Annotated in this window: 14 protein-coding genes; 11 read left to right on the top strand and 3 right to left on the bottom strand. The window is 33.3% G+C overall.

The window, feature by feature from the left end; translation table 11 throughout:
• Positions 1-10: 10 nt before the first annotated feature.
• Entirely contained in the window at positions 11-1,327 is a 1,317-nt protein-coding gene (gene ahcY / locus HRU50_RS11910) for an adenosylhomocysteinase (RefSeq protein ID WP_296351314.1), read from the bottom strand.
• A 128-nt stretch (positions 1,328-1,455) separates the two neighbouring features.
• On the opposite strand from ahcY, the gene HRU50_RS11905 reads away from it, so the two are divergent.
• The 8 genes from HRU50_RS11905 (at position 1,456) to HRU50_RS11870 (ending at position 8,832) form a co-directional block, all read left to right on the top strand.
• Positions 1,456-2,088 carry a 4'-phosphopantetheinyl transferase superfamily protein gene (locus HRU50_RS11905; protein WP_296351313.1) on the top strand — a complete coding sequence of 211 codons (633 nt, stop codon included), beginning with the start codon at positions 1,456-1,458 and terminating at the stop codon, positions 2,086-2,088.
• On the top strand, positions 2,081-2,806 hold the full coding sequence (locus HRU50_RS11900; RefSeq protein WP_296351312.1) for a geranylgeranylglyceryl/heptaprenylglyceryl phosphate synthase: 726 nt from the start codon (positions 2,081-2,083) through the stop codon (positions 2,804-2,806). The genes HRU50_RS11905 and HRU50_RS11900 overlap by 8 nt, the downstream gene beginning before the upstream one ends.
• A 107-nt stretch (positions 2,807-2,913) precedes the next feature.
• Positions 2,914-3,174 carry a hypothetical protein gene (locus tag HRU50_RS11895; RefSeq protein ID WP_296351311.1) on the top strand — a complete coding sequence of 87 codons (261 nt, stop codon included), beginning with the start codon at positions 2,914-2,916 and terminating at the stop codon, positions 3,172-3,174.
• Complete coding sequence (gene pnuC / locus HRU50_RS11890) at positions 3,158-3,790, top strand: nicotinamide riboside transporter PnuC (RefSeq protein WP_296351310.1); 633 nt, start codon at positions 3,158-3,160, stop codon at positions 3,788-3,790. Before HRU50_RS11895 ends, pnuC begins: the two co-directional genes overlap by 17 nt.
• Entirely contained in the window at positions 3,751-4,320 is a 570-nt protein-coding gene (locus HRU50_RS11885; RefSeq protein ID WP_296351309.1) for an ATP-binding protein, read from the top strand. Before pnuC ends, HRU50_RS11885 begins: the two co-directional genes overlap by 40 nt.
• Entirely contained in the window at positions 4,317-5,879 is a 1,563-nt protein-coding gene (locus tag HRU50_RS11880) for a DUF4301 family protein (protein WP_296351308.1), read from the top strand. The genes HRU50_RS11885 and HRU50_RS11880 overlap by 4 nt, the downstream gene beginning before the upstream one ends.
• Before the next feature lie 5 nt (positions 5,880-5,884).
• Positions 5,885-6,286: an alternative ribosome rescue aminoacyl-tRNA hydrolase ArfB gene (arfB, locus tag HRU50_RS11875; protein ID WP_296351307.1), complete on the top strand. Its 402-nt coding sequence runs from the start codon at positions 5,885-5,887 to the stop codon at positions 6,284-6,286.
• A 314-nt stretch (positions 6,287-6,600) separates the two neighbouring features.
• Positions 6,601-8,832 (top strand): TonB-dependent receptor, encoded by a 2,232-nt coding sequence (locus tag HRU50_RS11870; RefSeq protein ID WP_296351306.1) that lies wholly within the window; start codon positions 6,601-6,603, stop codon positions 8,830-8,832.
• On the opposite strand, the gene HRU50_RS11865 is transcribed toward HRU50_RS11870, so the two are convergent.
• Positions 8,829-9,269 carry a hypothetical protein gene (locus tag HRU50_RS11865; protein WP_296351305.1) on the bottom strand — a complete coding sequence of 147 codons (441 nt, stop codon included), beginning with the start codon at positions 9,267-9,269 and terminating at the stop codon, positions 8,829-8,831. The two genes, HRU50_RS11870 and HRU50_RS11865, sit on opposite strands and share 4 nt — an antisense overlap.
• A gap of 164 nt (positions 9,270-9,433) precedes the next feature.
• Between HRU50_RS11865 and greA the strand changes: the two genes are divergently transcribed.
• Positions 9,434-9,907, top strand: a complete 474-nt coding sequence (gene greA / locus HRU50_RS11860; protein ID WP_296351304.1) for a transcription elongation factor GreA — start codon at positions 9,434-9,436, stop codon at positions 9,905-9,907.
• A 109-nt stretch (positions 9,908-10,016) separates the two neighbouring features.
• Complete coding sequence (locus HRU50_RS11855) at positions 10,017-10,409, top strand: HIT family protein (protein ID WP_296351436.1); 393 nt, start codon at positions 10,017-10,019, stop codon at positions 10,407-10,409.
• On the opposite strand, the gene HRU50_RS11850 is transcribed toward HRU50_RS11855, so the two are convergent.
• Positions 10,402-11,562 (bottom strand): HAMP domain-containing sensor histidine kinase, encoded by a 1,161-nt coding sequence (locus tag HRU50_RS11850; protein ID WP_296351303.1) that lies wholly within the window; start codon positions 11,560-11,562, stop codon positions 10,402-10,404. The two genes, HRU50_RS11855 and HRU50_RS11850, sit on opposite strands and share 8 nt — an antisense overlap.
• A 122-nt stretch (positions 11,563-11,684) precedes the next feature.
• Here HRU50_RS11850 and HRU50_RS11845 point away from each other — a divergent pair, with 122 nt between their 5' ends.
• Positions 11,685-12,554 (top strand): flavin reductase family protein, encoded by an 870-nt coding sequence (locus tag HRU50_RS11845; protein ID WP_296351302.1) that lies wholly within the window; start codon positions 11,685-11,687, stop codon positions 12,552-12,554.
• Positions 12,555-12,576: the final 22 nt, after the last annotated feature.

Raw genomic sequence — 12,576 nt, 5'->3', positions numbered from 1 at the left:
TGGAATTTGATTAATAACGGTAATGCTCAGGTTTATATGGACCTTCAACCGTTACACCAATATATTCTGCTTGGTCGGCTTTTAATTCTGTAAGCTCAACACCAATTTTTTCTAAATGTAGTTTCGCTACTTTTTCGTCTAAATGCTTTGGCAACATATACACTTCGTTGTTGTATGCTTCGCTGTTCTTCCAAAGTTCTATTTGAGCCAACGTTTGGTTTGTAAACGAGTTACTCATTACAAAACTTGGGTGACCAGTGGCACAACCTAAGTTTACTAAACGACCTTCAGCCAAGATGATGATGTCTTTACCTTCAATAGTATACTTATCTACTTGTGGTTTAACGGTATCTTTTGTGTCACCATAATTCTCGTTTAACCAAGCCATTTGTATTTCGTTATCAAAATGTCCGATGTTACAAACAATGGTTTTGTCCTTCATTGCTTTAAAGTGCTCAGCTCTTACGATGTCTTTGTTTCCTGTAGTTGTAATTACAATATCAGAGTTACCAACAACGGTTTCTAAACGCTTTACTTCAAAACCGTCCATTGCAGCTTGTAAGGCACAAATTGGGTCAATTTCAGTAACTGTTACTATAGATCCAGCACCTTTAAAAGAAGCTGCAGTTCCTTTACCAACATCTCCATAACCACAAACAGTAACACGTTTACCAGCAAGCATCACATCAGTAGCGCGTCTAATAGCATCTACAGCAGATTCTTTACAGCCGTATTTATTGTCAAATTTAGATTTAGTAACAGAGTCGTTTACATTAATTGCTGGCATTGGTAATGTACCATTCTTAACACGTTCGTATAATCTGTGTACACCAGTTGTAGTTTCTTCAGAAAGACCTTTAATACCATCAGCTAAGTGAGGATATTTATCTAATACCATATTTGTTAAATCTCCACCATCATCAAGAATCATATTTAATGGTGTTCTGTCTTCACCAAAAAATAATGTTTGTTCTATACACCAATCAAATTCTTCTTCGGTCATGTCTTTCCAAGCGTAAACCGCAGTGCCAGCAGCAGCAATAGCAGCAGCAGCTTGATCTTGTGTAGAAAATATATTACAAGAACTCCAAGTGACCTCTGCACCTAAAGCTTGTAATGTTTCGATTAAAACAGCTGTTTGTATCGTCATGTGCAAACAACCTGCAATGCGTGCACCTTTTAATGGCTGCTCATCTTTATACTCTTCACGAAGACTCATTAAACCTGGCATTTCAGCTTCCGCTAATTCAATCTCTTTTCTTCCCCAAGCCGCAAGCGACATGTCTTTTACCTTATTTGGTACGTAAGCAATTGTTTTTGTGCTCATAATTTTTTATCTCTTTTAAAAATAATCCGCCTTTGGGTTTAGCATTGAATTGGTTAAATTCGTCCACTAATAAATGCCAAATCTGCCAAAGGCAGTGCAAAGGTAATCAATAGCTTTCAGAATATTAAATGCCACTGTACAAATCCATAAAAGTTAACTCACAAACTACTGTTAAAATCTGGAAAATTGAAGAATCTTATAATGAACTCTTTCAACCTTTAGATCTCAAGAAAAGTAGTTTAGAACGCGTTTTGGGAATGAAAAGTAAACTTCATCAACGTGGTTTTTTGAGTGTGCGTCATTTGTTGCGAGAATTTGGTTATACAGATCAAGATTTGTTTTACGATGATAATGGGAAACCATATCTAAAAGACGGAAAACATATCTCAATTACACATTCGTTTACTTTTTCTGGTGTCATTATCAGTGACAAAGAAGTTGGTATTGATATTGAAAAACAGAGAGAAAAAATTGGAATTATCGCTCATAAATTCATTAACTACGAGTTTGAATATTTAATAAAAGATTCAGACTACTATATAAGAAGATTGACTATTATTTGGGGAATAAAAGAATCTTTATACAAACTGTTCGCAACATCAGGAATGCTATTTAAAGAACATTTTTTGGTAATTCCGTTTATGGTCGAAGATGAACAAACGGTTGCTTGGATAGATTATGAAGACAAGAAATATAGATTTAATGCAGCCTTTTTAGAGTTTGAAGGTTTTACCTGTGCTTATATCGTACCTCATGAATAATCTGCATAAAGACATACTTCAATCCATTTCTCAATCAAAAAAGTTATTAGCGGTTTTAATAGATCCAGATAAAATGTCTCTAGATAAGGTTTCACGATTTATGACAAAAGTCAATCAGTCGATTGCGACACATATTTTTGTTGGTGGAAGTGAAGTTAATGAAGGAGTTACCGAAACATTGGTTGAAAATATAAAGAAACATACTCATCTGCCGGTAATATTATTTCCTGGTGATGTGATTCAAATAACTGACAAAGCGGATGGCATTTTGTTTTTGTCGTTAATCTCTGGAAGAAATCCAGATTATTTAATTGGTAAACATGTAGAATCAGTTACTAAATTATCTAAAACCAATCTCGAAGTGATGCCGACAGGTTATGTATTGATTGAAAACGGAAAAACAACTTCTGTAGAACGTGTAAGTCAAACAAAGCCAATGAAACGAGAGCATGTTGAAGCCATAGTAAATACGTCTAAAGCAGGAGAATTATTAGGTATGAAACTAATTTATCTCGAAGCTGGAAGCGGGGCAACCCATGCTATTGAAGGTGAGATCATTTCAGTAGTAAAAAAAATATTAAATATTCCACTAATCGTTGGTGGAGGAATAAGAACAAAAGAAACGTTAGATGCTGCTTATAATGCAGGAGCCGATTTAGTAGTCATCGGTACAGCATTTGAAGAAGATGAAACGTTTTTTGATGAGTTACGTGCGTGATTGTCATACTGATCTGTCACACTGAGCTTGTCGAAGTGTTGTTTCAGTACCTCAATAGAATAAATAAATTATAATTTAAGAGATTCCCATTTTCATGGGAAATAAATATGAAAATATCAGTAGAATTAACATTATCACCATTGCAAGATGATTATGAAATTCATGTCATCAATTTTATAAAACGTTTAAGAGATTCAGAATTTACGGTTTTAGAAAACCCGTTGAGTACTCAGATTTATGGTGATTATGATGTGGTAATGCCATTTTTAACTAAAGAAATTAGACGTTCTTTTGAAGAAGTCGATATTTCAGTATTACAAATGAAAGTTGTCAAAACAGACAGAAGCGATTATGAACCAGATTTTTGATTTTTTCTTTACGCAGTATGTGGAGTATGCAACTGTAGATATTGTTTTAGAAATTGTTGCTGTAATTTTTGGGTTTCTATCGGTTTGGTTTTCTAAACAGAACAATATTTTGGTATTTCCGACTGGAATGATAAGTACAATAATCTTTGTTTATTTATTATTGAAGTGGTCATTACTTGGTGATATGATGATTAATGGATACTATTTTATCATGAGTGTTTATGGCTGGTTTATTTGGACGCGAAAAGTAGATGAATTTCATGTTACTCCTATTTCTAGAACTACAAATAAAGAACGTTCTTTAAGTGTCGGAATTTTTATTGCAACACTTTTATTTGTATTTGTGGTGTATAAAACTTTTGAAAAATGGAATGATTGGGTTGCCTATGTAGATACAATAACCACAGCGATATTTTTTGTAGGTATGTGGTTAATGGCGCGACGTAAAATTGAAAATTGGATTTTTTGGATCATAGGTGATATTATCTCAGTACCTTTATACTTCTATAAGGGATTAACCTTTACAAGTTTTCAATATTTAGGGTTTACCATAATTGCAATTTTCGGATATCTAGCATGGAAGAAGCACTTAAACAACAACCAGCAAACTGTATAAAAGTTGTACTGTTTGGCCCAGAATCTACGGGTAAGACGACTTTATCTAGGCAACTAGCAAGACATTATAATTCTGTTTGGGTGCCAGAATATGCGCGTGAATATTTGCAAAATAAATGGAATAATGAACGCAAAACTTGCGAACCTCACGATTTGTTACCTATTGCTGTAGGCCAAATGAAATTAGAAAACGACTTAGCGCAAAAGACAGATTCTGTTCTTATATGTGATACTGATTTACTTGAATCTAAGGTATATAGTGAAGCTTATTACTCAGGAACTTGCGATCCTGTTTTAGAAAAATATGCGCTGAAAAATACGTATAATCTCTATTTTTTAACCTATATTGACACTCCATGGGAAGCTGATGATTTAAGAGATAGACCAAATGAAAGAGAGCTCATGTTTAACGCTTTTAAATCAGCTTTAATTACCCATAAAAAGCCGTTCGTTGTATTGAAAGGCAACAAACAAGAACGGCTTAAATTAGCTATTAAACATGTAGACAACCTACTTAAGAATAACCTATGAGTTTTACATTTGAAGACTTAAAACAAATTGAGAATAAGGGATTAACTGTTGAACAAGTAAACTCCCAAATAGAATTGTTTAAATCAGGTATTCCTTTTACAAATATTGCTGATGCGGCAACCATAGAAAAAGGAGTTAATGGTATTATTAGCCTAAATGAAGAATCTATTAATGATAATACCTCCTATTTTGACGCCAATAAAGACAAGCATTCTATTTTAAAATTTGTTCCTGCCTCGGGTGCGGCGACAAGAATGTTTAAGTTTTTATATAAATTTTTAAAAGACTATCACCCAAGCAAGGAATCTTTAAACTCATTTATAAATAAGAATAATCTAAGAGATTTAGCCTTATTTATTGTTGGTTTAGAGAAGTTTCCTTTTTATCAGCAAGTTCTTGATAATCTCAAGCAAAGAAATATCGATTATTATCAGCTAAGTGATAATGATAAAGCGTTATATTTTGTCAATACGATGCTTAATGAAGATCAACTAAATTTTGGAAACTCACCAAAAGGCTTGTTGCCATTTCATAAATATAAAAGTCATCACATCTCTACAGCATTCGAGGAGCATTTATACGAAGCAGCACTTTATGCTTCTGTGAATAATACTGCTGAGCTTCACTTTACAATTTCAGAAAAGCATAAAGACAAGTTTTCAGAGGAATTTACTCGAATTGAAGAACAAGTTGAAAAAGATACTGGTGTATCATTTAATATTTCATTCTCGTATCAACATCAGTCAACTGATACTATTGCTGTGACTTTTGAAGACGAACCTTTTAGACAAGAAGATGGAACCATATTATATAGACCATCTGGTCATGGTGCGTTAATAAAAAATTTAAACCAGTTAGATGCTGATGTTATATTTATTAAGAATATAGATAATGTTGTTGTAAAGCAGTACAAGGAAGAAATGACCAAGTACAAAAAGGTCTTAGCAGGTATTCTTTTAAAATTACAAACAAAGGCATTTGAATACATGCATTACTTAGATAAAGAGAAAATTTCAGAAGCAGAATTTACGGAGATTGAAACGTTTCTTGTAGAAGAGATGAGTATTAAAATATCTAGAGAATATCATAAATACCTAGATAAATATAAAATTGAGTATTTACGCGAAAAATTAGATAGACCGATTAGAGTTTGCGGCATGGTAAAGAACGAGGGTGAACCTGGGGGAGGTCCATTCTGGGTTAAAGATGAGTTTGGAAACCAATCCTTACAAATTGTAGAATCTGCTCAAATTGATTTGAATAATAAATGGCAAAAAGATAAGCTGAGTAATGCCACACACTTTAATCCAGTAGACCTAGTTTGTGGTGTAAAGAATTACAAAGGAGAAAAATATAATCTTGAAGACTTTGTAGATCATAATGCTGCTTTTATAACCAATAAAACTCAAAACGGTAAAGATTTAAAAGCGCTTGAATTACCAGGACTTTGGAATGGTAGTATGGCTTTTTGGAATACCATTTTTGTTGAGGTTCCTATTATTACCTTCAATCCAGTTAAAACCGTTAACGATTTATTAAAAGCACCACATCAAATTTAAAAGTAGTGGATGTTGAAGCATTAAAATTTGAGCTTACTTTTAAAGCTGTGAGAAGTTCAGGTAGTGGAGGGCAAAATGTAAATAAGGTTGCTACCAAAGTGCTTCTATCTTTCAATCTTGCTGACTCAAAAGTACTTAACGAAGATCAAAAACAACGATTACAGATTCGATTGAATAATAGGTTGAATAAAGAAGGTGTCTTAATCCTGAACTCAGATGAGAGTCGCAGTCAATTCAGAAATAAAGCCATTGTCACTAAACGCTTTTTAGATCTTATAAATGAAGGTCTAAAAGAAGAGATTAAACGAAAACCAACTAAAATTCCAAAAGCTGTAAAACAAAAACGCTTAGATAATAAACGCAAAAATTCTGAAAAGAAAGCTAACAGGAAACCACCAAAGATTTAAAAAAATCAAAAATCGTTAATCACAAATCATAATTCTGTAGTATCTTCGCGCCGTTCTCAAAAGGGGTGCTTTTCTAGTTAGCAGTTCTCAGTTTTAGTTAGCAGTTTTAAAGACTTTTAACTTTTAACTTTTAACTTTTAACTTTAAAAAGGCTGAGATCATACCCATTGAACCTGGGCAGGTAATGCTGCTAAGGAAATAAAGATGTTGTGTCATGCTGAACTTGTTTCAATATCTCATGTACATCGAAACAATCAATTTTAACCAAAGAATAATTACCTCTTTTTATTCGATTATGAAACAATTGTAGTCGTATGAAAACTTTATTCAACAATCTGTCATTCCTGCGAAGGCAGGAATCTCAAAAAAGAAAGTATATCTTTTTATTTTCTTTCTTTTTAGTCATTTCACTCAACGCTCAAGAACAACGACAAGACACAACAAAAGTTGAAAAACTAGATGAAGTTTTAGTCAAAGCTGTTCGTGTTGATGCTAAGTCACCAATTACACACACGAATGTATCAAAGAAGGACATCGCGAAGCGTAATTTAGGTCAAGATGTTCCTGTTTTACTGAACTTTTTACCTTCAGTTGTTACCACAAGTGATGCTGGTGCAGGTGTAGGCTACACTGGGATAAGAGTGCGTGGTGTAAGTGCACAATCCACAAATATTACCATAAACGGAATTCCATATAATGACGCTGAATCCTTAGGTACATTTTGGGTTAATTTAGGGGATTTCGTCTCATCTGTAGAGAGTTTACAATTGCAAAGAGGTGTTGGTACATCCACTAATGGTGCTGGTGCTTTTGGTGCAAGTATCAACTTATTAACAGATGCAGTATCTAAAGAGCCTTATGGTGAAATATCTAATTCATTTGGAAGCTTTAATACTAGAAAACATACTGTGAAATATAGTACAGGTTTAATTAATGATCACTTTGAAATCGCTGGTCGTTTGTCAAATATTTCATCCGATGGCTACGTAGATAGAGCCTCAACAGATTTGAAATCTTATTTTATTCAAGGATCCTTTGTGGATGATAATACCTTGATTAAAGCTGTAGTTTTTGGTGGTAACAATATCACCTACCAATCGTGGTTTGGCATAGACCGCACGACATTAGAGAATGATAGAACTTTTAATCCTGCAGGAATTTACACTGACGATGAAGGTAATACTAGATTTTATGACAACGAAGTGGATAATTACAGTCAAGATCATTATCAATTGCACTGGAATCAACGTTTTGATAATAATTGGTCTACTAATATTGGATTAAATTATACCTATGGTCGTGGATATTTTGAACAGTTCAGAGAAGATGATGATTTTGCTACGTATGGATTTGAAGAATTAACTGTAAATGGTGTCACCCAAAATACAACTGATTTAATTCGTCGTCGTTGGTTAGATAATGATTTTTATGTTATTAATGCTAATGTCAATTATAAAAACAACAACCTAGATATGTTATTTGGTGGTTCATTTAGTCACTACGATGGAGACCACTTTGGTGAGGTAATTTGGGCAGAGTTTGCAAGTCAGTCCGATATTAGAGATCGCTATTATGATGGAAATGCCAAGAAAAATGATTTCTCAACCTTTGCAAAGGCAAATTATAAGCTTAATGATCGTGTGCAGTTGTATGGTGATTTACAAGTACGTAATGTGAATTATGAAACCTCAGGTATTAATTCTAATCTCACGATGTTTAACGTTGATGAGAATTATACCTTTTTTAATCCAAAAGCAGGAATCACCTATTCACTAAATGACAGTAATGATTTCTATTTTTCTTATGCACGTGCAAATCGCGAACCGAGTAGAGACGAATTTGAAAACGATCCTGACATAGAGCCAGAGCAATTGAATGATTTTGAACTGGGTTGGAGACACAAAAAAGGAAATTTCAGTTTTAGTGCAAATAGTTATTTAATGCTATATAATGAGCAATTAGTACTTACAGGTGAAATTAATGATGTTGGTGCTCAGTTAAGAAGTAATAGTGGTGAAAGTTATCGATTAGGATTAGAACTTGAAGCTATAATTCCTTTGACACCAAAGTTGACCTTACAACCAAATATGACTATAAGTACGAATAAAAATAGAGAAACAATTACCTCATTGAATGGTGAGTTAGTTAACTTGGGTAAAACAGATATTGCGTTTTCACCTGATATTGTTGCTGCAAATGCAATTGTCTTACAACCTACAAAAAACCTACAAATGTCTCTATTGAGTAAGTTTGTTGGTGAGCAATACATGGGAAATACTGAAAACCCAGAATCTAAGTTAGATAGTTTCTTTGTTAACGATTTTAATCTTACCTATACATTAGAAACAAAGTCGATTGTTGATTCTATTGTTTTGACAGGTTTGGTAAATAATATTTTTAATGAAAAATATGTAGCAAACGGTTACTTTGGCTCGTTTGATTTTGATGACGCAAGCAGTCCAACAGGTGTTTCTACAGGATTCTTTTCTGGCTTTTATCCTCAAGCCATCACTAACTTCTTGTTGGGTGTAACCTTTAATTTTTAGTTATTGGAAACTAAGAATTGACCATTGCCAAGATTATCAACCCTGTACGGTTTTAACGTGCAGGGTTCTGTATTTCCGTCAAGACCTTGTCCAGTAGTAAGACTGTATCTATTGACGTCATCACACGTCGTTTCTACGATATCTCCAGTGCCTGCATCTATTAACGTAGAACAACCAGTAGGGACCTGACTTGGATCAGCCGCATCCCAAGCTAATAATGTTGAAGATGTAGCACTCCATAGCCAAATACCACTATTACCTTGGTTGGGTACATAAACACCATTGCCAGGAAATTGTAATTGATTAAATTGAGGTAAATTAGTATTTACCTGAAGATTTACTGTTGCATCAAATAAAAAGTTACAGTTGGTGTTATTATTATCATCACTACTACACGTAAACAATAATGCCGAAAATAGAAATACGAGTCTTTTCATAGAGTTTTTTAAAAAAGCAAGTTACGATTATTTCAACTATACCGTAAATAATTTGTATATTTGTCAGACAATCTCGTTAAGGCGAGATTTTTTATTTTCCCGAATTTAGTTCGGGATCTTTTTTAGATATCATATTAGTTATTAATGTGTTAAACGAAAGAATTATGAGTAAAGTATCTTATTATACAGCTGAAGGACTAAAAAAATTACGAGAAGAATTAAATCAGCTTAAAGATGTGGAGCGCCCAAAGGCTTCCCAAGCCATTGCTGATGCTAGAGATAAAGGTGATTTGAGCGAAAATGCTGAATATGATGCAGCAAAAGAGGCTCAAGGTTTATTAGAAATGAAGATTTCTAAAATGGAAGCAACATTGGCAAATGCAAGGGTTATTGATGAATCTCAGTTAGATACGTCAAAGGTTTTAGCATTATCTATTGTAAAGATTAAAAATCAGGTTAATGGTATGGAAATGACCTATACTTTGGTGGCAGAGAGTGAAGCAGATTTAGCGGCTGGTAAGATTTCTGTGAATTCACCAATAGGTCAAGGGCTTTTAGGAAAATCTGTTGGTGATGTTGCTGAAATTAAAGTGCCAAACGGTATAATGAAATTTGATATTTTAGAGATTTCTCGATAATATACTCATGTCACACTGAGTGAAGTCGAAGAATGTCAGATAAATAATGAGTATTGAAGATTCCTTTTTAAAGGAATCTTTTTATTTTTATGAAAACTTCTCAAGATTTATGGCTACACTATTTACAAAGATTATTAATGGTGAGATACCATCATACAAGGTTGCCGAGACAGAATTGTTTTATGCCTTTTTAGATATAAATCCTAATGCCAAAGGTCATACGCTTTGTATTCCAAAAAAAGAGGTCAATAAAATTTTTGATTTAGATGAAGAGACCTATTTAGGTTTAATGCAATTTTCGAGACGCGTTGCCTTAGCGATAGAGAAAGTGATTCCTTGTGAGCGTGTAGGCATGTCTGTTATAGGTTTAGAAGTACCACATGTACATGTGCATCTTATTCCATTACATACAATGGACGATGCACGTTTTACGAGTAAAACGCATCTGTCTAGAGATGAATTTGAAACTGTTGCTAGTAAAATTGCAAAGGAATTTATATAGTCTTCATTGCAATTTGAATTGTAGTTCCTTTACCTATTTCTGAGTGAAGTACTTTTATTTTTCCGTTATGATAATCCTCAATAATCCGTTTTGCTAAAGACAAGCCAAGTCCCCACCCGCGCTTTTTAGTAGTAAAACCAGGCTCGAAAATTTTGTTGAATTGTTGCTTAGCAATTCCTTTACCTGTATCAGAAATATTAATAAAAACTAGTTTTTCTTTTTGAGTTATTTCAAGTTGTAAAGCACCTTTTCCTTTCATGGCGTCAATGGCATTTTTCACTAGGTTTTCAATTGTCCAACTGTAAAGTTGTGCATTTAGTTTTACAGAAATGGAGGATTCTGGATGTTCAATTTTAAAATTAATGAGCTTGGATGATCTAGCTTTTAAGTATTCGAATGAAGAACTAGTGGCTTCAACAATATCTTGCTCTTGTAATGTAGGTGCAGACCCGATTTTGCTAAAACGTTCTGTGATGGTTTGTAATCGGTCAATGTCTTTTTCAATTTCTAAGATATAGTTAGAATTGACATTTTCTGTTTTTAAGATTTCGGTCCAACCAACTAATGATGACAATGGAGTACCAATTTGATGAGCTGTTTCTTTGGCCATACCTGTCCAGAGCTTATTTTGTTCAGCAGTTTTAGAGCTTTTATAAAAAAAGTACACAACAGCGGCAAACAACAAAATAATAAGTAATAGTGCTAGAGGATAATACTTTAGTTTATTTAATAATGGGGTATTACCATAGTATAACCTTGCCTTTTCTTTGTTGTGCAATTCAACTTCAATAGGTTCATTTTGTGAGATAAGCTTATTAATAAAGTCTACCATCTTTGTTGGACTTTTTAAAACCGAAGAATCTATATTTCGTTCATTTAAAATTTTATTGTTTTTATCTAAAAGAACCATTGGTGTGGTCACAGTAGAATCAATGATTATTCGTTCAGCAATTGAGTTCAGTTCTATTCCATCCTGATAAAAATATTTTGTGTATTCAGGATAAGCAAAGGTCCAAGTTTGCATTTTATTTCGTTCTTCAGCCTTAAATTTTTGAAAAAATGAATAGGTATTCCAAAGAATTAATGAAATAATTATAAATGAAGACAATATAATTATCCAACGAATAAAATCACGATTAGCGTTAAAGGTCATTAATCAATATAATTTCTTAGTTAGTTAATGAAATACTGTTGATAATATTGTATGCTTATGTGTATAAAATACTTTTATCAGCTAACCAATATAATTATATTTGTTCAAAATGAGCTAGCTACATGATTTCATTTAATCCAAAGGATTTAACTACAGCCAAGTTACATGGTTATTTATTGAGTGCAGTTGCCCCAAGACCTATTGCTTTTGCTAGTACTGTTGATGAAAATGGTAATCCTAATTTATCACCTTATAGTTTTTTTAATGTCTTTAGTTCTAATCCGCCGATAATGATTTTTTCACCAGCGCGACGTGTTAGAGATAACACAACAAAACATACTTTAGAAAACATTGAAGTTGTTAGAGAAGTTGTGATTAATGTTGTCAGTTATGATATTGTGCAACAGATGTCCTTGAGTAGTACTGAATATCCTGAAGGTGTTAACGAATTTGAAAAAGCTGGTCTTACAATGTTACCGTCAGATGTGGTAAAACCTTTTAGAGTTGCCGAATCTCCTGTTCAATTTGAGTGTAAAGTTAATGATATCGTTAAGTTAGGAACAGGAGGAGGAGCAGGGAATTTAGTGATATGTGAAGTGGTTAAATTTCATATTTCTGAAGAGGTAATGGATGAAAATGATACCATTAATCAAGATAAGTTAGATTTAGTATCTCGAGCAGGTGGAAGTTATTATACACGAGCTAATAAGGGCTTTTTTGAAATACCAAAACCGCTCAGAACTTTAGGTATTGGTGTAGATGCTTTACCCGAGAATATTAGAAATAGTATGATTTTAACTGGTAATGATCTTGGTATGCTCGCAAATGTTGACGCATTACCTACTACTGATGAGGTCAATCAGTTTATTGCAGATGTCAGTGATCGTTATCCTAATATAACATCCGCATCTCATAGAGAAAAACATAAGTTAGCGCAAAATTATTTAAGTTACGGAGACGTAGTAAGTGCATGGAAGTTATTACTTTCGTGACCTTAAAAAATATAAAACTAAA

It is taken from the genome of Winogradskyella sp., assembly GCF_013213835.1.
Taxonomy (GTDB): Bacteria; Bacteroidota; Bacteroidia; order Flavobacteriales; family Flavobacteriaceae; genus Winogradskyella.
This window is presented reverse-complemented; position numbering and strand designations above follow the sequence as displayed.